Below are 21682 nucleotides of genomic sequence, written 5' to 3'. Positions count from 1 at the left end.
TCCTCTCGAATTGGGGAGTACCCGCCACTCCCTGCGTTGACGGCAAGGAAGAAGAAAATGAACGTCCTTCGTGGATGTGGATTCGATCTCCATCTAGGCGAGATACCCGTACGTCAAGGTCCCTGTGCCGATCCAGGACACCTACTCGGTGGCGGAGATAGCGATACTCCTGCGAGTGAGCAGGAACGCGGTCTACGAGTGGAGCCTCCTGGAGGACGACCCCTGCCGCTCAGGAGGATGATGAGCAGGAAGAGGGGCCGCTTCGCGCTCAGGGACGAGTTGCTCGAGTGGAGCAAGCGCCACGCGACGTGAGGCTTGCCGCTAAAATCCTTATCGGGACAGGTGTTCTTCTCCTTTGCAAAAGGATTCTTGACACGTCTTTCGCAACGCTCCGTCATCCCCACAGCTGGCGATACCTTGGTAACGACTTATAAGCGGGTTATTCTGCGATTTGCTTATTGTTGATATAGGCTCCTCTATTTGCGATGGCATCCAGCATCTTCGATTCCGGGTCGTCGTCGAAGGCGACCTTCGCGATCGACCTCCACTCGCGCGGAGACATGCCAACCGATTTCGAAAAAAGAGCGGAAAAGCTCGTCGCCCTTTCGTATCCGCAGCGATGGGCTATCTCTTCTATGCTCATGTCCTGGCTGGCGAGCAGCCTTTTCGCCAGCTCGATTCTCTCTGCCGAAACGAACCCGGTCACCGTCGATCCCGTTACCTGTTTGAACAAACGCTTGAATTTGGTCGACCCCATGTTCGCAATCTCAAGCAGGTCCTTCTGCCTTATTGCCTCGCCTAGATTGTTTTCGATATGCGATATGACCTCCATAATCGAAAGACGGTCCAGTTCGGGCACGCCTCCGCACAGTGCTTCCTCCATTTTGAGGAGCCTTGCCATCACCAGGTTCGCAATGCCTGGATACAGGAGACCCGCTTCCGGCCCCCGAACCTCTCTCGGGGATATCTCACCGAGCATCTTTGCGATTTCCGGATCCCAGGAAGCCCGATCTCTAAGGCCTCTCAGGCTGGTCGCCAACGGCTTCAGCGCCTTGTCGATCCTCTCCCCGAAGACGCTTTGGCAGTACCCGTCGTAGTACTCGATCTCCGTATACGAAAACCTCGCCCCTTGGGGTAAGAGAATCGAGCTGGTCTTCGGCGTCGTCTCCAGAAAAACCGAGACGCTTGCTTGCGGCATGAGGCCGTGCCGTTCGCAGCGAACCGCGAAATACCTGTCGAAGTCGAAACGGAATGGCAGGCGTTCTTTCAACGTGAAATCGCAGCAGACGACGGAGAAGGATCGCCGCGCTTGCCACGCCCAATACCATCCCTCGCATCTGAGCCCGTCGCCTTCGAAGAGCGCCCCCTCTCCGTTCCACCCGTCCGACAAGACGAGACCGATCGCCTCGAGCGAGGCGGCGAAGGTTTCCGCCGCGTCTTGAGCTGGGTGGGAGAACGTCGTTTCCTTGCCGCGCATCTTCCGATCCTTTGTTTGCGTTCGGACGCAATTCCTGTGCGCTCGGACCTTTTCCTCCGTGCGCATCCTTATTTGAATTAGTCATGGCTAACATTTCTTACGTCGATTATAGCAGCGAAGGGAAGGTTGTTCGATTTTGCGAAGCAGAGTGCAAAAAACGCTCGCAGAGGGCATCGACGTCAGAACCAAGATGGCGATGCTCGCCGTGCTCATTGCGACCGGTGCCATCGTGAAGGATTACGTTCTGGGCTCGGCCCTCTTCGCCGTCGTCGTGCTCCTTTCCTTCGCGATCGGGCGCGGAAAGACGGCGATATCCTTCTCCTTCGCCTACCTCTTCTTTATGGCTCTTTTCTGGGTCACGACGATGCTCCCGCCGAGCGCCGCCGGCGCCCTCGGCTCGTTCGCCCTGGCTTGCCGTACGTGCATGCCCATCTGCCTGTTCGCTGCGATCTTCGCGACGAGCACCAAGATAGGAGACCTCACCGCCGCCCTCTACGGGCTGAGACTCCCGAAGGCTGCCGTCGTTCCGCTGGTGATAGCGGTGCGGTTCTTCCCGACGCTCAGGGAAGAATGCTCGGCGGTTGCTGACGCGATGAAGGTGAGGGGGCTTGCCCCATCGCTCAGGAATCTCGTTTCGAAACCGGTCCTGATGTTCGAATCGGCGGTCGTGCCCGTGATGCTGCGCTGCGCGAAGATCGCTGACGAGCTTGCCGCCGCGGCGGTCGCGCGCGGCATCGACCGGCCCGGGAGGAAGACCTCCTACAACGCTCCCCGGTTCGGGTGGGCCGATTTCCTATCGCTCGCATTCCTTGCCGTTTGCTGCTCGCTTCTCGTAGCTGCGAAGGTCAATCAGGGGATCGGAGGGCTGCTGTGACGAAAAGCTCCGTCGAGCTCAGAAACGTCTCTTTCACCTATGCGGGGTTCGACGCCCCGGCGATCAAAGACGTGAGCTTCGCCGTCGCGCCGGGCGAATGCGTCGTCCTGTGTGGGGAGTCCGGCTGCGGGAAGACCACCGCGACCCGGATCGTCAACGGGCTGGCGGGAGGGTTCTACGAGGGCAGCCGGACGGGGAAGGTCCTTGTAGCAAGCAGGGACATCGACGACCTGGAGGATTGGGAGCTCTCGTCCTTGACGGGCAGCGTTTTCCAGAATCCCCGCACCCAGTTCTTCAACCTCGACACGACCGGCGAGATCGCGTTCGGCATGGAGAACCTCGGCGTTCCCAGGGAGGAGATGCACGGGCGGGTGCGCGATGTCGCGCGCGAGCTCGGCATGGAGAGGCTGATGGGCAGGGGCATCTTCGAGCTCTCCGGGGGCCAGATGCAATCGGTGGCCTTCGCGAGCGCATGGGCCTGCAGGCCGAGCGTCTACGTCCTCGACGAGCCGTCGAGCAATCTGGATCCTCCCTCCATGGAGAAGCTCGCCTCCTTCATCTCGAAAGCCAAGTCGAGCGGGTCTGCCGTGATCATCGCCGAGCACAGGCTCTCCTACCTCGCAGGCGTCGCCGACCGGTACCTGCTCTTCGAAGGCGGTTCCGTCGTCGCCGAATGGGACGCGCAGCGATTCCTGGGGCTGCCCGACTCCGAGCGAGAGTCTTGCGGGCTCAGATCCTCCGAGCCGCCGAAGCTCGCCGACCTGATGCAGCGCCTTTCCCGTCCCGTCTCCGCCTTTCCCGCCGTCGAGGCGAGGGGAATCTATGCGGGGTACGAGAAGGGTGTGCCGGTCCTCGAGGGGATTACCGTCTCGTTCGACCCCGGGAGGGTCGTCGGCGTGGTCGGGCGAAACGGGGCAGGCAAGTCAACCCTGCTCAAGTGCCTGGCGGGGATCAAGAAAGAAGAGCTCGGGCATGTCCGGTTCCAAGGCTCGGTGATCCCTCCCAAGAGAAGACCCAATCATGCGTTTCTGGTCATGCAAGACCCCGACTACCAGCTCTTTCGCCCGAGCGTGCGCGACGAGTTGGCATCCGCGGCCCCGTCTTCCTCTGATCCCGACGAGCCTCGCCTCGAAGCGGTCCTGGAGGCGTTCGGCCTCGGCGACGTCGCCGACCGCCATCCGGCGTCGCTCTCAGGCGGTCAGAAGCAACGGTGCGTCTGCGCTATCGCGTCGGAATCGGGGGCGCAGGCGCTTCTCTTCGACGAGCCCACGAGCGGCCTGGACTTCCGGAACATGGAGCGCCTCGCGCTCATCTTGCGCGAAGAGGCGTCTCGCGGGAAGACGGTGGCGGTCGTCAGCCATGACACGGAGTTCCTGTCGAAGGCCTGCGACCAGATTGTGCTCATCGAGTGAGCCGGCCTGCAAAGACTGAAAAGGATTCCTATGAAAGAAAGGATTTGGAAATGACAGCAAAAGTAAAACAGAAGGAAAGCGGCAGCCTCAGCTCCAGGGACCTCATAGCCCTCGGCGTCTTCTCCCTGCTGTTCATGGTGGTGAGCATGCTCGTCGTGGGAATCACCTCCATGAGCGTCGTGGCGTACTGCGGCTGCTGCGCCATCGCGGCGATACCCGCCGGGATCGTCTGGGTCTACATGCATGCGCGCGTGCCGCGCGCCGGGACGTCTCTTATCATGGCGCTCGTCTTCGCCGTGGTCATCTTCGTCATCGGGTCGGGATGGCCCGTGGCGCTCGGCCTCGCCGTCGGCGGCGCCGTCTCCGAGCTGGCGCGGAAAGCGCTCGGGTACGGTAGGTTCGCAGGCGTCGCCGTGGGGTACGCGCTTTTCGAGACCTGCTGGGCGGCGGGCCTTTTCGTTCCCATGTTCGCCTCCCAGGACTACTACCGCGAGCTGATGGGGTCCAACAGCATCGACCCGGCCTACATGGAAGCCCTTCTGTCCACGGTGACTCCCGAGACGTTCGCGATTATCGCGGTCGTGACCTTCGCGGGCGGCATCATCGGCTCGCTGGTCGGACGGGCGGTGTTCAAGAAGCACCTCGAGCGCGCGGGAATCGCCTAGCGCCCTTTTTCAAAGCAACATGAGAGAAGAGGTATTCGATGAGCAAGGAAAGCAAAGGAAGGAAGCCGGGGGCCCTTTCCCGCTGCCTGCGGTTCGCGGGGAGAAGAAAGCCCCTCGTGTTCGCCTCCATGGCGCTGGCGGTCCTATCCGCGGCGGCGTCCTTCGTCCCATACGTGGCGATCTACTTCATGATCAGGGATGCGGTCGGGGTCTATCCGAACCTGGCCGCCGTCGACGTTTCGGCGATGACGGGCTACGCGGGCTTGGCGGTGGCAGGCATAGTCGTTGACGTGGGGTGCTATCTTGCCGCGCTTCTGTGCTCCCACGCCGCGGCATTCGACGCGCAGTACCGCACGAAGCTCGACATCGCCGCCCACCTCGGGAGGATTCCCCTCGGGCACGTCGCCAGGCTCGGGACGGGCAGGATCTCGAAGGTCATGGACGAAAGCGTCGGCGGGATCGAGCAGTTCATCGGGCACTCCATCCCGGACCTGGCGGCTACCGCCGCCGCGCCCGTCGTCTTGGTGGCGCTGCTCTTCGTCTTCGACTGGCGCTTCGGCGTCGCTACGTTGGCGGCGGTCGCCGTCGCATGCGTCGTGCAGTTCTCCGGCTACGCCGACAAGCGCGTCATGGCGAGCATGGGGCGCTACCAGGAAGTGAAAGAGCAGATGGGCAACGCCGCCGTTGAGTACGTTCGCGGCATGCGCGTCGTGAAGGCCTTCGGCCAGACGGCGAGATCGTTCAAGCGGCTCACAGACGCGATCAAGGACTACACGGGGCTTTCCCTCGACGTCACGCTCTTCTTCCGGAACTCCATGCCAGGCTTCACGGCGATCATCAACAACGCGTACCTGTTCGTCCTGCCCGTCGGCATACTCCTCGCCCCGGGCGCGCAAGACTGGCCGACGTTCGTGCTCTCGCTCGTCTTCTACCTCCTGTTCGTGCATTCGATATCGAGCGTGTTCGCGAAGATCCTCTACGTGAGCGAGGACGGGATGCTCGCCCAGGCGAACATCGACCGCATCGACTCGGTGCTCGGCATCGAGGAGCTCTCTTGTCCCGAGGCGCCGAAAACCCCGAAGGACGCCTCGGTGTCCCTTCGGGACGTGACTTTCTCCTACGAGGACGACGCGGAGCCGGCGTTGCGCGACGTCTCGCTGGAAATCCCTGCCGGCACGGTATGCGCGGTCGTGGGGCCGAGCGGCTCGGGCAAATCGACGCTGGCGAACCTCGTCGCCCGTTTCTGGGACGTCGATTCGGGGCAGGTGCTCGTCGGCGGCGTCGACGTCCGCGAGATGAGCCAGGACGAATTGATGGGCAGCCTCAGCCTGGTGTTCCAGGATTCCCACCTGTTCCGCGAGAGCATCGCGGACAACATCAGGCGCGGCAGGCCGGGGGCGACCGACGACGAGGTGGTCGAGGCCGCGAAGGCCGCCCAGGCGGACGGATTCATCAGCAGCCTTCCCCACGGCTACGCCACGGTAATAGGCTCCGAGGGCGTGCACCTGTCCGGCGGCGAGCAGCAGCGGATAGCCATCGCCAGGTCGATCATCTCGGACGCGCCCATCGTGGTGCTGGACGAGGCGACCGCGTTCTCCGACCCCGAGAACGAGCACTTGATCCAGAAGGCCTTCGAGAGGCTCATGGCGGGCAAGACCGTGATCATGATCGCCCACAGGCTCTCCACCGTCGTCGGCGCCGACAAGATCGTCGTGCTCGACGGCGGCCGCAAGGTCGAGGAGGGCACCCATGAAGAGCTCCTCGCCGCATCGGGGACGTATGCGAAGATGTGGAGCCAGTACACGGAGGCGGTCGAATGGGGCATCGAATCGGCTCCAGGCGGCGACGAAGCCCGATCCTCCGAAGCGGTCGCCCCGCATGCGGCGCAGGATGCTTCCGCCGGCGAGCACGACCCTGCGGAGAAGCCCGGCAAGCCGTCGAACGGCAGGGCGCCATGGCTTCAGAGGGCGTTCAACCTTTCCGGCGAGGGCTATGCCGGACTCAAGCGTTCGGCCCTCGCGTGCACCTTGAGCGATCTGGCGCTCATGATCCCCTTCGTCTGCACGGTCGCCGCGTTCGCGGCTCTCGTGGGGACCCTTGCGGGCGAGCCGTTCGACGCCGCCGCGCTCTGGGCGATCTTCGCCGTGGGGCTTGCGGGGATGGCGGTGGTCTTCGTCACCTCGAGGAACGACTACAAGAAAACCTACGTGGCCGCGTACACCGAGTCCGAAAGCATCCGCCTGCGCCTCGCCGACCATCTGAGGAAACTGCCCATGAGCTTCTTCAACCGCCGGGACACGACCGACGTGGCCGACCGCATCATGGGGGACGTGACGGCGCAGGAGTCCATGCTGTCTTCGACGCTCCCGCAGCTCATCGCCGGAATCGTGTCGACCATGGTCATCTGCGTGATGCTCGCCTTCTTCGATTGGCGGCTCGCTTGCTGCGTGATAATCACGCTGCCGCTTTCGGCGGGGGTCATCGCCTTGAGCCGACGCCATCAGTCGCGCCTTTTCGAAAGGCAGAACCGCGTCCGCCTGGATGCGCTGGCGCGCGTGCAGGACTACCTCGAAGGCATCAAGGACATAAGGGCCTGCAGGGCGGTGGGCAAGGACTCCGCCGCCATGGAGCAGGCGATGCTCGAGCTCAAGAGGGTGACGATGCGGGTCGAGCTCGCTGTCGACGTCTCCGTCTCCCTTGCGAGCGCCATCCTTCGCTCGGGGGTGGGCCTGACCGTCTGCATCGGCGCGATGCTTCTCACCTCCGGCGGCGTTGACTTCATGGTTCTGCTCATGTTCCTGCTCATCGTTTCGCGTGTGTACAGCCCCATTCTCGCCCTCGTGTCTCAGCTGCCCAACCTTCTCAACCTGTCGACTAAGACGGCCCGGATCAAGGCGGTCATGGACGAGCCTGAAGCGAAGGGCTCTGCTCCGGCGGATGTCTCCGGCCATAGCCTATCTTTCCAAAACGTCCGGTTCGGGTACGGCGACGAGGAGGTCCTCCACGGCATCAGCTTCGACGCGCAGGAAGGAAAAGTCACCGCCCTCGTCGGGCCGAGCGGCTCGGGCAAGTCGACCTGCGCCCAGCTGGCGGCGAAATTCTGGGAGCCGGACAGCGGCAGGATCCTCTGCTCGGGCAAGGACATCGCCGGGTTCTCCGAGGAATCGTGGCTCGCGCACGTCTCCATAGTCTTTCAGGACGTGATCCTTTTCGACGACACGGTCGCGAACAACATCCGAATCGGCCGCGAGGGAGCAACTGATCAAGAAGTGGCGGAAGCGGCGAGGGCGGCGCACTGCATGGAGTTCATCGAGAGGCTTCCCCAGGGGTTCGGCACGATGCTGGGCGAGAACGGCGCCGCTCTTTCCGGAGGGGAGCGCCAGCGCCTCTCCATCGCGCGGGCCCTTCTGAAAGACGCCCCCGTGGTGCTTCTTGACGAAGCCACGGCCTCGCTCGACCCGGAGAACGAAACGCTCATCCAGAGAGCGGTCGGAACCCTCTGCGCGGGCAAGACGGTGATCGTCATCGCACATCGTCTGAGGACCATCGCCAACGCGGACAAGATCGTCGTTCTCGACGGCGGGAACATCGTCGAAGAGGGGAACCACGACGACCTCGTTTCGAGCAACGGCCTCTACCGACATCTTTGGGATCTCCAGCTGCAGAGCAGCAGCTGGGGAGCGAATGGGCGTATGTCAGCTGAGGGAGCGCAGTGATGTCCTTCGAATCAATATTCGGGAAGAATCGTGCGTTTATGCTGGGCGGAGAAGGGTTGCCAATCCCAAGGTTGACGCGGTTACACGCTGCGAAGCCCCATCCCACTGGCGTGCTTCCACTCCCTCGGCGGCACCCCATAGGCTTTCTTGAACGCAGCGGCGAACTTGCTCGGGTTTGCGTAGCCCACATACGTTGCTGCTTCCGTCACCTTCGCGCCTTGTGCGAGCTGCGTTGCCGCCTCTTCCATTCGGCGTCGTCGGAGGTAGGTCGCGATCGTGCTGCCATATGCGCGGGTGAAGTACTCGTTGAGTGACGTTGCGCTCACGCCGAAGGCGGCGGCCATCGTCCGGGCGTCGTGACGCGCGCTGAGGGCGCGCTCCATCTCGTCGCGGGCTGCGGCAGCCATCCCCATCTGCGCACGCGTGAGCAGGAAGCGGGGTTTCGTCGTTGAAAGGTCGCGCCGTTGGAGGCCGAGCAGCAGTCCGAGAACCTCGTATTCCGCCATCGCGTCGTCGTTCGCGTCGAGAAGCGCTGCCAGGCGCTCCATGCGTCCGTTGAGCTCCGCGTCTCCCGCGAGGACGGCCGCCGGCCCCGCTTTGCGGGCGATGCGCCGGATGGCGTTGTCCCCTGTGCCGAGCAGGGAGAACGCCGGTTCCTCGGCAACTCGATCGTTCACGAACAGCTCGACGCCGCGGTAGCGCCCCGATGGGTATCTGAACTCGGCCGGCCGCTTCCGGGAGTAGCTTACGCACAGATCCCCGGCGGCAACTACTCCCAGTCCGCCGTCGGGGATGTCGACTTCGCACCGACCCTCCCAGCACAGGTTCACCGTCAGCCACATCCCGCTGGAGAACGAGGGCAGCTGGAGGGGCGTGTCGGAAGGGATGTTTGGGCACCTCGTGCAGGTAAAGTCAACGAGGGCGATGAACAAACCGCGCGACAGGGCGCGACCGCGCATGGAGCCGCTTCCGACCGGTTTCGAGATCTGCAGTTCGAAGAGGCCCTTGGGATCCTCAACCAGCTCGACTCCCGGGGCGACCCTCGCTTTCAGGAGTTGTCCGTCGGTCTTTCTATCGGAGCATGCGCGGCCCACGGCACCATCCCCTTTCGACACGTGCCGCTGCTTTCCGGCAGCGGCGATTGCATTTCTGATAGTTAATTATAGCTAACATCACTGAGATATGGAGCTGACTGCATAGCATGGAGTTGAGGAGGTTTCCTCTTCAACCTTAAGCTTTCTCCAGGTTGCGGGCACGACGCCCGCCCTGGAAAGGAGTTGATTAATGAAACTGCACGATATGAAAGAGGGGTCGGCTGCGCGCGTTTTGGCCGTGTCGGGTGATGCGCGGTTCGTCTCGCGGGTCACCGCAGTCGGACTCACCGAAGGGTGCCGTATAGAAGTCCTCCAGAACGTCCGAAAGCGCCCCGTGCTGGTATACGTCCGCGACAGCGCCGTTGCAATCGACAGAGGGGATTGCGAACTGATTGATGTGGAGGTGGCCTTGTGAGTTGCGAGACGTGCGCGGCCGCTTGCCCTGCGGCCAAGGGGGCAAGAACGTCGGGAGGGCAGGGCGCCGGTGTTGCGGTCGCTCTTCTTGGCCAGCCAAATTCCGGGAAGTCTACCCTGTTCAACGGCCTTACGGGCGCGAGGCAGCATGTGGGCAACTGGCCGGGCAAGACTGTCGAGAGGAAAGAGGGGTCGTTCGGGATTGGCGATACGCAGTGCCGCGTGGTCGACCTCCCCGGAGCCTACGGCCTTTCCGCCAACTCGCCCGAGGAGGAGGTGACGCGTGACTACCTCGAGTCCGGCGATGCGGACGTTGTGGTCGTGATGGCCGACGCCTCCCAGCTCGAGCGCAGCCTCTACATGCTCGCCGAGTTCGCTGCCGCGCACCCGGAGCAGCCCTCTCTCCTTGCTTTGAATCTCATGGATGTTGCGGAGGGTCAAGGCAAGCGCATCGATTCGGCGCTTATCGAGCAGCGGCTCGGGATTCCTGTCGTGCCGCTCGTGGCGTCACGTCCGGAAGGGTACGGGAATCTGCTTTGCGCCATCGAGCGGACGGCGCGCGAGCGCCCGTCCATTGACGACGACCGCTTGCGTCGGGAGATGGCTTCCGCCCCGGCGACGGCGCAGGGGGCGGGGAAGGCGCGGTTCGCCTGGATCGAATGGCTCCTCGACGGGGCGGTGTCCGCTCCCGAGAAAGCGCACGCGCTGTCGCGCTTCGACCGGCTCGCCACGGGCTCTCGCTGGTCAAAACCCATCACCGTCGCCATGATTCTCGTAGGGTTCCTTCTCGCGTTCGTTCCCGCCATACCCATCATGATGCTCGGCGGTGCCATCTCTTCGCTCGGGCAGGTCGCTGCCGGGGCGCTCGCGCAGGCGGGCGCGCCTGACGTTGTGGGCAGTTTCCTCGCGGGCGTGGTGTTCAACAGCTTGTGCTTCGGCACGATGATGGTGGGCTACGTATTCGGCATCAACCTTGTGTTCGGCCTCTACGAGGAGGCGGGCTACATGGCGCGCATCGGCTACGTGTTCGACCACACCATGGCGCGCTTCGGGCTGCAGGGGAAGTCGCTCATGCCGTTTCTTATGTGCCTGGGGTGCACGATGGGCGGCGTGTCGGGCTCGCGCGTCATCGACTCGTGGGGACAGCGCATGCTCACCGTCATGATGGCTTGGGCCATCCCGTGCGGCTCCACGTGGGGCGTGGTGCCGGTGCTGGCCGTCGCGTTCTTCGGCGTATTTGGCGCGCCGCTCGTGATCGTGGGGATATTCGCCATGATGCTTGTCATCATGGGCATCGTCGGCAAGGTGTTCGGGCCGCGCCTGGTGGCGGATGGAGAGCGCGCGGGCTTGGTTATGGAGCTTCCGCCCTACCACCGCCCCCATCTGAAGGGCGTCGTGCGCGGTGCCTTGCTCAAGAGCCGCCAGATGTTCGTGCGTGCCATTCGCGTGGTCGCAATCTTCGCGTTCGTCATCTGGGCGCTCACCTACACTTCAACCGGCGGCGTTGAAGGGTCGGCGCTCTACGCGCTGGGCACCGCTATCGAGCCGGTGACGAGGCTGTTCGGCATGGGGTGGCAGACTTTCACGGCGTGGCTCTGCGCGCTCGTCCTCAAGGAATCCGCCCTCGGCGTGCTCTCGGGTCTTTTTACGGGCGCGGCGACGCCGAACGCCGTCCTCGTGGGGATCATGACCGGTGGCGGGGCGGCTGCGGCGAACGTCGGAGAGGTCATGTCTCAGGTGATTTCAGCCCCCGAGGCGCTCGCCTTCATCTTCGCGTTCACGTTCAATATGCCGTGCGCGGCAAGCGTCTCTGCTACCTGGGCCGAAGTCCACTCGACGAAGTGGACCGTCATAACGGCGGCGTTCTACATAGCCTCCTCGCTTCTGCTCGGATGTGTGGTCTACCACGTGAGTTTACTGTTTTTCTAGCAAATTCTTTTTCGGGGAAAGAACGGGGTTGAAGAGATGAGGTACGAAAACACCGGTGCGACCGAATCCTCCGAGGACTACCTCGAGGCGATCCTCGTCATCCGCGCCGAGCGGGGGTTCTGCCGCAACGCCGACATCGCGGAGCGGCTGGGCGTCGCGAGGCCGAGCGTCACAAAGGCCCTGGCGGGCCTGTCGTCCCGGTCGCTCGTCGAGGTGGCAGGCCGCGACGTGCGGCTCACCCCCGAGGGGCGCCGCCTCGCCGGCGCCACGCTCGAGAAGCACGAGTTCTTCAGGCGGCTGCTCTGCGACGCCGGGGTGGACGGGAGGACGGCTTCCGAGGAGGCGTGCCGCCTGGAGCACTGCATCTCCGGCCCCTCCTTCCGCCGCCTGGCGGACCACCTCGTGAGCCTACAGGGGCAGGACGGAGACGGGCGAATAGCCGGGCGCACATAAGCCCAGGCGAAGCGCATTGAGCCCGGCGGCGCACGCGACCCGCGCAGCGGGCGGCGCGCGCCGCTTCCGCCCGCCTGGAATCACACGTGTGGGAGACGATACGATACCGAGCGGCGACGATGGCAACGGGCCTCGCGCCATCGCCGCCGGATCCCGCGACGTCAGGATGCAGTGTCTGCCGCTCCGAAAGGAGCAGACGCATGGCAGTCGAAACAGCGGGATGCCCGTACGTCAAGGTCCCCGTGCCGATCCAGGACACCTACTCGGTGGCGGAGATAGCGATACTCCTGCGCGTGAGCAGGAACGCGGTCTACGAGTGGAGCCTCCTCGAGGACGACCCCCTGCCGCTCAGGAGGATGATGGGCAGGAAGAGGGGGCGCTTCGCGTTCAGGGACGAGCTGCTCGAGTGGAGCAAGCGGCACGTGGAGTGAACGTCGCAGCCTAAGCTGCGATAGGGGCCGGGCCTTCCCTCGTTTTCGGGAGTAAGGCGGATTACCGCCTGCCGGAAAAGGTCGGCTCTTGCGACGCCATCACCCCTTTGCCGGGGCGATCCCCGCGTTCGCTTTCACGTGCACCATCTTCACCATGCAGAACCAGTCGGATACGCCCATGCTGAGCTTCGTCGAGAGTCTCAGCCCGGTCTTGTCGATATGGCGGTAGAAGGGCTCCTCAAAGGCGCAGGCATCGCTGCTGATTTTCCGGGAGAGTTCTGCCGCGGAATCCACGTAGAAAAACATCCCTGCGTCAGCATGCCCCATCTGCTTCATGTACTTCTTGCGCGTCATCTCCATTCCCATCTTGCTCACGCTGTCGAACGCCACCTCCGCATTCCCAAGACTTTGCAGCGTCCGCAGAAAGGCAAGCACCTTCTCCTCTTCGAAGTAGTGGAGCAGGCCTCCGGCGATAACCAGCATCGGCGCATCCGGCGCGTCGGCGCGGATCCGCTTGATCCAGGTGTCCGAGAAGGCGTCGCCGGCAAAATATGCCTGCCGCTCCGGTTCCGGCAGCAGCGTCTTTCGGTACTCCATCACGTCCGGCAGATCGACGGCGTACCAACAGGTGTGCCCGTTGTCGTTTCTATAGTAGGTGGTCTCCAGTCCGCATCCCAGCTCCGCGATAACGCCGTCTGGCTTGCGGCGGAGAAAGTCCTGGATGAAGCGATCCATGTTGGCGGAGCGGGAGGCGGAAGCCAGCAGGGTGTACTGGCTTTGCGAACCCTTTTCTGCCATGTCTTTCGGCAACGCGCCTTTCAGCGCCAGGGCCTTTTCATCGTGCAGGATGTTCTGGAAATGCTCGCTGGCGTAGATTCTTCCCAGCATCGGGATGAACAGCGTGCTCTTCACGGCATCGAGTTCCGGCATGTGATTCTCCTTCCGCATGGCGCATGCGGCCATCTTGCTATCGCGATCCTCTGAACTGCTTGGGCGTGCAGCCTCTGTCCCTTCGGAAGGCTTCCGTGAATGCGCCTGGCTTGGCGTAACCTACTTTTCCGCCGATCTCGGCTATCGCCAAGTCGGTTTCGACAAGCAGGCGCGATGCCTCCTCCATACGCTCGCGCGCGACGTAGCGGGATGGCGACAGTCCCGTTGCAGTTTTGAAGAGTTTTTTCAACTTCGTCTTCCCTATGTAGAGCTGGTCTGCCAGGTGGGAGCAGGATAGATCCCCTCCGAGGTTCGAGGCGATGTACCCGCAGATGAAGTCGATGGCCTTGCGATCTTCTCGGGTCAGATGCATGTTTTGGCGATATTCGGGGTAGAGGGAAGAATGCTGCATGACGGAAGCGACGGCTTCCGATATCACCCCTTCATAGAAAAGCTCCGCCGCGATTCCCGCGCCCTTGTAGTTCCGAGCCTTTCTGAGCAGGTTGACGAGCTCTGGCATATCATGCCTTCCGTCGGCTTCCAGGAAGGCCCTTCTCATATCCTCGACACTTCCGAACCTGCTTTGCAGGTACGTGCGGTAGTAGTCAGGGGAAAAGGTGATCGACGTTCCCTTTGTCGACGCGCCCTCGGAAACGCGCGCTTCGTATTCTTCGCCCTCTCCTCCGAGATATACCGAAATCCCCCCAACACTGAGCGGCGCACCCTGTTTCTGCGTCACTCCCTCGATTTCGTCGTAGAACGAAACGCAGAGATGCTCGGTGCACCGATACCTCAGAACCCAGTTTTTCTTGAATTTCATCCTGAAGGAATTGATAGCGTAGAGATTCCCGCGAAAGTAAGACCAGTATTCGCCCTCACCGAATTCGTTCTCGAAGGTCCGCAGGATGCCGCAAGGCCCGTATCCGTGCTTTTTAGAGGAGGGCGAGATCTTCCATTTTCGAAACGCTGCGCTGTAAAGGTCTTCTTCTAAACTCTCCATCCGCCAACTCCTAGACGCTTCCTTCCTTGTTTGGGCACCGACTTTCCTTATTGGGCCGCATTTGCATCGGTCTCGGACCTCTGAAGTCCTTCTGCGCTCATTATAGACCAAAGTTGCAATTGGCTAACAATCATGCTAAGGAGGATTCTCTATGCAAGCAGAAAGCTCTCGACCGGCAAGTGGCAGATGGACCACGCGAGACATCCTGACGTTCGTCGTGTTCAACCTCGTCATCGTGTTCCTCACGATGGCGGCGAAGATGATCGAGGACATGCTGCTCGCCCCTCAGAACACGTTCTTTGTGGGATCGTGGCTGTTCCCCCTTCTCTCGACGCCGTTCTACGTCGTGATGGCGGACCGCATCGGAAAGCGAGGGGTACTTGCCGCGTCGATCCTGGTGTTCGGCGTCCTCTACACGTTCATGGGAGGGCTCTACTGCGCCCCGGTCGCCGTCATCGGAGCCGTCGTCGGGGAGCTCGTCATGTGGGGTAAGGGCTCCTACCATGACATCAAGCGCATCGTCGGCGGCTACGTCGTCTACTGGGTGACGTTCGGCTTCTACGGCATCATGCCCTACCTGCTCTTCCGCGAGGCCTACATGGAGCAGCTCGGAACGTACTACGACGCCGCGGACGTCGCGGCGATGGTGGCCCAGTACACGGAGCTTCCCTGGATCCTGCTCATGATGGCGATGTTCGTCGCGGGGACGGTCGTCGGCGGCCTTGTCGGCTCCAAGTTCCTGAAGAAGCACGTCCGCAAGGCGAAGATCGCATGAGCCGGGCGGAAGAGGCGGACATAAGGACGGGGGTCCTCGGACTCGACCCCAGGACGCACCTTGCGTCCTTCCTGGCCGTGGGGGTTGCCGCCATGCTGGTCACCGGGCTGCTCGAGACGGCACTTCTGCAGGCGATCGCGGCGGCCTACCTCGCGGCGAACGGCAGGCCGAAGCTCGCCGCCAAGGCGTGCGCGAGCTTCGCTGCGGTCTGTGGCTTGAGCTTTTTGCCCCTGTCGGGCCTCTACGGCGTCCTCTTCGTGAGCGTCCTCCATATGGTGCCGCCCTTCACGGTCGGCTGCGCGCTCTTCACGCTCTCTCCGTCCGCAATCATGTGCGCGCTCGACCGCTGGCGCGTTTCCCAGGGGGTGCTCGTCGGGGTCTGCATGGTGTTCCGATTCGCGTCGATCCTCTCCTTCGAGGTCCGCTCGATAGTCCGCGGCATCAGGATGAGGGGAATCTTCCCCCGCGCCATCGATGTCGTGAGGCATCCCGCCTTGGCGTACGAGTGCATCTACACGCCGCTCGTCATGCGATCCCTTCGGCTGTCGAGCGAGCTCGCCGCCTCGGCGGAGCTGAGGGGCATCGAGATCGGCGAAGGCCGCACGTCGGTGTATCACGTCGGCCTCTCCGCTCGGGACGCGGCATGCGCCTTCCTCGTAGTCGTCTCCGCCGCCGCGGTCTACGCGCTGGGGGTGGCCTTATGAACGGGCCGAGAGCGGTCTTTCTGGGCCGCGTCTCCTTCCGCTACCTCGACGAGTCGGAGCTGGCGGGGCAGGGGCGGGAGCCGTCCGGAACGGGCAGCCGCGTCTGCGAGGTGTCCCTCGACGTGGCGCACGGCTCGTGTACGGTCCTCTGCGGCAGGTCGGGCGACGGCAAGTCGACCGTCCTGCGGCTTATCGACGGGCTGGCGGGAACCTTCTTCCCGGGCGAACGCGAAGGCGCAGTCCTCATCGGCGGGACGGACGCCTACGACCTGTCGCCCCGGCAGCGGACCGAAGGGATGGGCGTGGTGATGCAGGACCCGAGGAGCCAGTTCTTCATGGGGACCGTCGCCGACGAGATCGCCTTCTCGCTCGAGAACCTGGGCACCGACCCGGAGGCCACGGTCGCGCGGGTCCGTCAGGCCGCGCAGCTCTGCGGCGTAGAGCGGCTTCTGGGCGAGAAGCTCACCGAGCTGTCGAGCGGGCAGAAGCAGCGGGTGGCGCTCGCCGCCGCCATCGCATGCCGTCCGAAGGTCCTCGTCCTCGACGAGCCGACGTCGAACCTCGACGCCGCGGGCTCGGAGGCGCTTGTCGGGATCCTGGCTCGATTGAAGGACGAAGGGACGGCGGTCGTCGTCTCGGAGCACAGGCTGCACCGGCTCCTCCCCGTCGCCGACGAGTTCGTGTGCATGAGGTCGGGGCGCGTTGCGGCCCGTTGGGACGCCGGCGAGTTCGCACGCCTCTCCCTGGACGAAGCCGCCCGGTTCGGTCTGCGCCATCCAGACATGGCGGTCGCGCGCGAAAGCGAGGCCAGGCCCAGCCTCCCGGTTTGGCGGCTCGAAGGGGTCACCTTCGTCTACCCGTCGACGAAGCGGGGGATCCGCAAGGTCGACGCCGAGTTCCCCTTGGGGTCCGTCACGGTCGTGTGCGGTGGGAACGGAACCGGGAAGACGACGCTCGCGAAAGTGCTGGTCGGAGCGGCACGCGAACAGCAGGGGCGCGTGACGAGGGGCGGCGTGGCGCTCTCCCCGCGGAAGCGGAGGCGCTTGAGCTACTTCGTGATGCAGGACGCCGACTACCAGCTCTACGCGGGCAGCGTCGCCGACGAGGTAGTGCTCGGGCGCAAGGCGGACGATGCGCTGAAGGCGCGGGCGTGGGAGGCGCTCGCCGCGTTCGACCTCGCCGACCTGGCCGACCGGCATCCGGCGAGCTTGTCGGGCGGCCAGAAGCAGCGCGTGACCCTGGCTGCGGCGTACTGCTCGGACGCGGAGCTCGTCGTGCTCGACGAGCCCACAAGCGGCCTCGACGGCCGCGGCATGCGGGAAGTGGCGCAGTGGTGCCGAAAGCTCGCCGAAAACGGCAAGGCGGTGGTAGTCATCACCCACGACGAGATGCTCGCGCGACTGGCGGGGGACCGCGTGGTTGATCTGTCCGCGGAACCCGAGGAGGGGTGATACACATGGCCAAGGCAACCCCCGAAGAGCAGAACGCGCGTCCGAGCGCGTTCGCGAAGCTTTTCTGCTTCATGCGCCCCGACAAGGGGAAGATGGCGCTGTCCCTCGCGATGGCCTGCGTCGGCGAGGCATTCGGCATGGTGCCCTACATCGCGGTCGCCGCGCTCGCGGCGGGCCTTCTGGAGGGTTCTCTGACTCTCGAGGCTGCAGCATGGCTTGCCGCCGCGGCGGCTCTCGGGCAGACGGCGAAGTTCCTCTTCACCTGGCGTTCTTCCATGACGAGCCACCGGATCGCCTTCAGGGCCCTGCAGTCGATGCGCGACGCGATGGCGGAGAAGATGGCCCGCGTGCCCATGGGGACCATCGTCGACACGCCGACGGGGACATTCAAGAACCGCTTCGTCGACAACGTGAACCAGCTCGAGGACGCCATTGCCCACTTCATGCCCGAGCTTCCCAGCAACGTGTTCGCGCCAGTGCTCGCGATGGCGATCGTATTCGCCGTCGACTGGCGCATGGGGCTGGCGGGCATCGCCACGATCCCGCTCGGCGTGCTGTTCTACCTCGGCATGATGCGTGGTTACAAGGCCAAGATGGCGCGCTACATCGAAAGCGAGCAAAAGATGAACTCGACCCTCGTCGAGTACGTCAACGGCATCCAGGTCATCAAGGCGTTCGGCCGAAGCGCCTCCTCGTACGGGTCGTTCTCCGAGGCCGTCGCGGCCTACCACGACTCCACGCTCGCCTGGTTCCGCCAAAGTTGGGTGTGGCTGGCGCTCGTGAGGGCCGTCGTGCCCTGCACACTCCTGTTTTCGCTGCCTCTGGGAGTCTGGCTGATGTCGGCGGGCGAGCTGGGCCTTCCGGACTTCATGGTGTGCATCACGATACCCCTCGGCTTCATCGGCGGCGTGCTCAAGTTCGCCCAGGCCGCCGGCCAGATATCCCGAATGGATGCGTGCCTGAACGTGATCTGGGACTTCCTGGCGCTTCCCGAGCTCTCCCGTCCGACGGAGCGGGTGGAACTGACCGGCGAACCTTTCTCCTTCGAGGACGTGTCGTTCTCCTACCACGAGGGCGTCGAGGTGCTCCACGGCGTGACCTTGCGCACGAAGCCCGGCACCATGACCGCCATCGTCGGCCCGTCCGGCTCGGGGAAGTCCACCGTGGCGAAGCTCATGGCCGGGTTCTGGGACGCGAGCGGTGGCACGGTGCGCTACGGAGGGCGCGACGTGCGCGAGATCCCCTTCGAGCAGCTCATGGAGCACGTCTCCTACGTGGCGCAGGACACGTTCCTGTTCGACGCCACGATTGCGGACAACATCCGGCTGGGAAGGCCCGACGCGACGGACGCTGAGGTGGAGCGGGCCGCGCGCGCGGCGGGCGCGCACGGGTTCATAGAGCGCCTGCCGCTGGGCTACGACGCGCCGGCGGGAGAGGCCGGGGCGCAGCTCTCCGGCGGGGAGAGACAGCGCATCACGATCGCGCGGGCGATCCTGAAGGACGCCGACGTGGTGATCCTCGACGAGGCGACGGCGTACGCCGACCCCGAGAGCGAGGCCGCGGTGGAAAGAGCCATCGAAAAGCTCGTCGAGGGCAAGACGCTCGTGACGATAGCCCACCGACTCTCGACGGTCGCTGGCGCTGACCAGATAGTCGTGATGGAGACGGGGCGCGTGGCGGCATGCGGAAGGCACGAGGAGCTCCTCGCGTCGTGCCCCCTGTACGCGCGCATGTGGGCGGAGCACACGGGCCCCTTGTCCGGCGACAGAGAGGAGGACTAGATGCTGGCGATAATGAAAAGGATACTCGACCTAGCGGGAAGCTTCTCCGCCTCCTCCCGGCGCAGCCTCGTCGTCGGGATGGCGTGCAACGTCCTCAAGGCCCTCTTCATGGCGGGCATGCTCGCCGCGGTGTGGTGGGCGCTCGAGAACCGCGCCCGTCTCGACGCGGGGGTGGCGCTGCAGTGCTTCGGCATCCTCGCCTTAAGCGTCGCCGGGCAGTTCGCGTTCCAGTACCTTGTCGACATAAAGATGGACGCGGAGGGCTTCCACGTGTTCCGGGACCTTCGCCTACGGGTTGGCGACCGGATGAAGGGAGCCCCCATGGGGTACTTCTCCGACCAGCGCCTCTCAGCCATCACGACGACGCTCACCACGACCGTCCACCAGCTCGAGGAGTTCATGACCATCTGCCTGACGGGCCTTTCGGGAGGCGTGGCCATGGCTGTCATCATGGGCCTGTTCTTCCTGGCGTTCGCACCGCCGGTGGCGGCGATCACGTTCGCCGGGATCGCGGTCGGGCTCGTCGTCCTCGAGTGGCTGCGGCGGCGCTCGACCGCAGCCACCCGCGAGATCACGGCCGCCCAGGAGGACATGGCCGACGCGGTGATCGAGTACGCACGGGGAATGGCGGTGCTGCGCACGTTTGCCTCGTCCGACGAGGCTCTGGCGAAGGCGAAGGCGTCCTTCGAGCGCAAGCGGAAAGCCGACTTCGAGCAGGAGCAAGCCGCCCAGGGAATATTGAAGCTCTACGCGCTCGTGTTCAATCTCGCCAGCTGCGGCGTCCTGTTCGCCTCGTGCGCCCTGTATCTAACAGGTGCGCTTCCGCTTTCCTGGGCGCTCACGCTGCTGGTCGCCGCGTTCATGATCTACGGCGAGCTCATCAGCGCGAACAATGGCGCCTTCCTCACCAAGAAGATCGAGGGCGAGCTCGACCGCATCGACGAGGTGTGCGCGGTCCCGAGGCAGGATTCGACGGACAAGCAGCTTGCATGCAAGGGATTCGACCTCGCGATGGAGGGCGTCTCGTTCTCCTACGATGGTCGCCGCCGCGCGATCGACGACGTGACGTTTGACATTCCTGAGGGTACGACCTGCGCGCTCGTGGGCCCGAGCGGCTCGGGCAAGACCACGCTCGTCAACCTGCTCGCGCGCTTCTGGGACGTCGACGAGGGATGCGTGCGCGTCGGAGGCGTCGATGTGCGCGAGGGGACGGCCGAGAGCCTTCTCTCTCGCATCTCGATGGTCTTCCAGAACGTGTACCTGTTCAACGACACCGTGGAGAACAACATCCGGTTCGGAAAGCCTGATGCCACGCGCGACGAGGTGATTGCCGCGGCGAAACGGGCGCGCTGCCACGACTTCATCATGGAGCTGCCGAAGGGGTACGACACCGTTCTCGAAGAGGGCGGTACGAACCTCTCCGGAGGGGAGCGCCAGCGCGTGTCCATCGCGCGCGCCATCATGAAGGACGCGCCTATCGTCATCCTCGACGAGGCGACGAGCTCGGTCGACCCTGAGAACGAGCACCTGCTCATGGCGGCTCTTGCGGAGCTTACGCGGGGCAAGACCCTCGTGTCCATAGCCCATCGGCTGAACACGGTGCGCGACGCCGACCAGATACTCGTCGTGGACGGCGGGAGGATCGTCCAGCGCGGCACCCACGAGGAACTCGTGCGCGAGCAAGGCGTCTACCGCCGCTTCATCGAGGTGCGCCGCGAGGCGGCCGGCTGGCGGTTGGGAGGAGACTCCCATGACAAGGCATGACTCGTCAGAGGACTATCTTGAAGCCATTCTGTCGATAAGGTCGAAGCGCGGCTTTTGCCGCAACGTGGATATTGCGGAGCACCTCGGCTTGTCGAGGCCCAGCGTGACGAAAGCCGTCGCGCGCCTTTCCAATTTATCGCTTGTTGAGGTGGTCGATCGTGACGTTCGGCTGACTGCAGCCGGAGAGCGCCTTGCCGAGGAGACCCTCGCCAAGCACCGCTTTTTCGAGCGGATGCTCCTCGACGCCGGGGTGGACACGGAGGTGGCATCCGAGGAGGCATGCCGTATGGAGCACTGCATCTCCGCCGATTCTTTCGAGAAGCTTTCTTCTCATCTAGGGCGGACCTAGGCGCCAATTCAGCAGAAGGTTAATGCCGTCAAGCGGCTGGCCCACGCGCTGGGGCCATTCGGAATCGGTATTCGATTATGAGCGACCCCGTTTCGCCAAACATTGTTCGCTGCCGCAAAGCGGCCCTCCGAATCGGTCGGAGGGCCGCTTTGCTATGCCGGCCGTTCTTTGCCCGGCCTCCGCCTCAGTCCCTCGATCAGCTGTGGCAAAGGCCTTTGGTTGCAAAGCGCACCCTGGCGATAAAAACACAAACTAGCAAAGCGTACTACCCGGGCAGCGCTTACGGTGGATTGCGTAGATTTCGTCAGCAAATCACATACAGGGACTTAGCGGGACGACCTCCTTTTTTTCGGTTTGACCCTATTCGCCTTCGAGCCAATTATGACCGAAGGAAATCGATTGAACCCATTGGCGCTTTAAACGCCGCAAGAGCGCCTAATGGAGACGAAAGGACGTTCATGGC

The 21682-nt window shown here is 63.8% G+C and carries 18 protein-coding genes; 14 read left to right on the top strand and 4 right to left on the bottom strand.

The window, feature by feature from the left end:
• Window positions 1-439: 439 nt before the first annotated feature.
• Window positions 440-1477 carry a helix-turn-helix domain-containing protein gene (locus ABGT83_RS07180; protein WP_013979982.1) on the bottom strand — a complete coding sequence of 346 codons (1038 nt, stop codon included), beginning with the start codon at window positions 1475-1477 and terminating at the stop codon, window positions 440-442.
• Between the two features lie 136 nt (window positions 1478-1613).
• Between ABGT83_RS07180 and ABGT83_RS07175 the strand changes: the two genes are divergently transcribed.
• The 4 genes from ABGT83_RS07175 to ABGT83_RS07160 are packed head-to-tail and all read left to right on the top strand — an operon-like array spanning window position 1614 to window position 8144.
• The gene (locus ABGT83_RS07175) at window positions 1614-2351 is read left to right on the top strand and encodes an energy-coupling factor transporter transmembrane component T (RefSeq protein ID WP_013979981.1); all 738 of its coding nucleotides are present in this window, start codon (window positions 1614-1616) and stop codon (window positions 2349-2351) included.
• Window positions 2348-3763, top strand: a complete 1416-nt coding sequence (locus ABGT83_RS07170; protein WP_013979980.1) for an ABC transporter ATP-binding protein — start codon at window positions 2348-2350, stop codon at window positions 3761-3763. Before ABGT83_RS07175 ends, ABGT83_RS07170 begins: the two co-directional genes overlap by 4 nt.
• Window positions 3764-3813: 50 nt before the next feature.
• On the top strand, window positions 3814-4428 hold the full coding sequence (locus tag ABGT83_RS07165; RefSeq protein ID WP_013979979.1) for an MptD family putative ECF transporter S component: 615 nt from the start codon (window positions 3814-3816) through the stop codon (window positions 4426-4428).
• Between the two features lie 38 nt (window positions 4429-4466).
• Entirely contained in the window at window positions 4467-8144 is a 3678-nt protein-coding gene (locus tag ABGT83_RS07160; RefSeq protein ID WP_346686678.1) for an ABC transporter ATP-binding protein, read from the top strand.
• 80 nt (window positions 8145-8224) lie between these two features.
• Here the strand turns inward: ABGT83_RS07160 and ABGT83_RS07155 are convergent, their stop codons facing one another.
• Entirely contained in the window at window positions 8225-9259 is a 1035-nt protein-coding gene (locus tag ABGT83_RS07155) for a helix-turn-helix domain-containing protein (protein ID WP_013979977.1), read from the bottom strand.
• Window positions 9260-9428: 169 nt separating this feature from the next.
• Between ABGT83_RS07155 and ABGT83_RS07150 the strand changes: the two genes are divergently transcribed.
• The 4 genes from ABGT83_RS07150 to ABGT83_RS07135 all read left to right on the top strand — a co-directional run bounded on the left by ABGT83_RS07150 (window position 9429) and on the right by ABGT83_RS07135 (window position 12465).
• Entirely contained in the window at window positions 9429-9653 is a 225-nt protein-coding gene (locus ABGT83_RS07150) for a FeoA family protein (RefSeq protein WP_013979976.1), read from the top strand.
• Window positions 9650-11581 (top strand): ferrous iron transporter B, encoded by a 1932-nt coding sequence (gene feoB, locus ABGT83_RS07145; protein ID WP_346686676.1) that lies wholly within the window; start codon window positions 9650-9652, stop codon window positions 11579-11581. Before ABGT83_RS07150 ends, feoB begins: the two co-directional genes overlap by 4 nt.
• 36 nt (window positions 11582-11617) lie before the next feature.
• On the top strand, window positions 11618-12034 hold the full coding sequence (locus tag ABGT83_RS07140) for a metal-dependent transcriptional regulator (protein WP_346686674.1): 417 nt from the start codon (window positions 11618-11620) through the stop codon (window positions 12032-12034).
• A 200-nt stretch (window positions 12035-12234) separates the two neighbouring features.
• Window positions 12235-12465: a helix-turn-helix domain-containing protein gene (locus ABGT83_RS07135; RefSeq protein ID WP_346686673.1), complete on the top strand. Its 231-nt coding sequence runs from the start codon at window positions 12235-12237 to the stop codon at window positions 12463-12465.
• A gap of 99 nt (window positions 12466-12564) precedes the next feature.
• On the opposite strand, the gene ABGT83_RS07130 is transcribed toward ABGT83_RS07135, so the two are convergent.
• On the bottom strand, window positions 12565-13395 hold the full coding sequence (locus tag ABGT83_RS07130) for a class I SAM-dependent methyltransferase (protein ID WP_346686671.1): 831 nt from the start codon (window positions 13393-13395) through the stop codon (window positions 12565-12567).
• Window positions 13396-13432: 37 nt separating this feature from the next.
• On the bottom strand, window positions 13433-14395 hold the full coding sequence (locus ABGT83_RS07125) for a helix-turn-helix transcriptional regulator (protein ID WP_346686669.1): 963 nt from the start codon (window positions 14393-14395) through the stop codon (window positions 13433-13435).
• A 151-nt stretch (window positions 14396-14546) separates the two neighbouring features.
• Between ABGT83_RS07125 and ABGT83_RS07120 the strand changes: the two genes are divergently transcribed.
• From ABGT83_RS07120 to ABGT83_RS07095, 6 genes are read left to right on the top strand one after another with little or no spacing between them, the layout of a single operon-like run.
• Complete coding sequence (locus ABGT83_RS07120; RefSeq protein ID WP_346686668.1) at window positions 14547-15170, top strand: MptD family putative ECF transporter S component; 624 nt, start codon at window positions 14547-14549, stop codon at window positions 15168-15170.
• Window positions 15167-15874 (top strand): energy-coupling factor transporter transmembrane component T family protein, encoded by a 708-nt coding sequence (locus ABGT83_RS07115; RefSeq protein WP_346686666.1) that lies wholly within the window; start codon window positions 15167-15169, stop codon window positions 15872-15874. The genes ABGT83_RS07120 and ABGT83_RS07115 overlap by 4 nt, the downstream gene beginning before the upstream one ends.
• Window positions 15871-17325 (top strand): ABC transporter ATP-binding protein, encoded by a 1455-nt coding sequence (locus ABGT83_RS07110; protein ID WP_346686664.1) that lies wholly within the window; start codon window positions 15871-15873, stop codon window positions 17323-17325. Before ABGT83_RS07115 ends, ABGT83_RS07110 begins: the two co-directional genes overlap by 4 nt.
• A gap of 5 nt (window positions 17326-17330) precedes the next feature.
• Window positions 17331-19106, top strand: coding sequence for an ABC transporter ATP-binding protein (locus ABGT83_RS07105; RefSeq protein WP_346686662.1), 1776 nt, complete (start codon window positions 17331-17333; stop codon window positions 19104-19106).
• Window positions 19107-20870: an ABC transporter ATP-binding protein gene (locus tag ABGT83_RS07100; protein ID WP_346686660.1), complete on the top strand. Its 1764-nt coding sequence runs from the start codon at window positions 19107-19109 to the stop codon at window positions 20868-20870.
• A complete protein-coding gene (locus ABGT83_RS07095) occupies window positions 20857-21219 on the top strand; it encodes a metal-dependent transcriptional regulator (RefSeq protein WP_346686658.1) in 363 nt (120 codons plus the stop codon). The genes ABGT83_RS07100 and ABGT83_RS07095 overlap by 14 nt, the downstream gene beginning before the upstream one ends.
• Window positions 21220-21682 lie beyond the last annotated feature (463 nt).

It is taken from the genome of Enteroscipio rubneri (assembly GCF_963929405.1).
GTDB classification, from domain to species: Bacteria; Actinomycetota; Coriobacteriia; order Coriobacteriales; family Eggerthellaceae; genus Enteroscipio; species Enteroscipio rubneri.
Note: the sequence above shows the minus strand (reverse complement) of the source record. Positions and strands in the feature narration are given on the sequence as shown.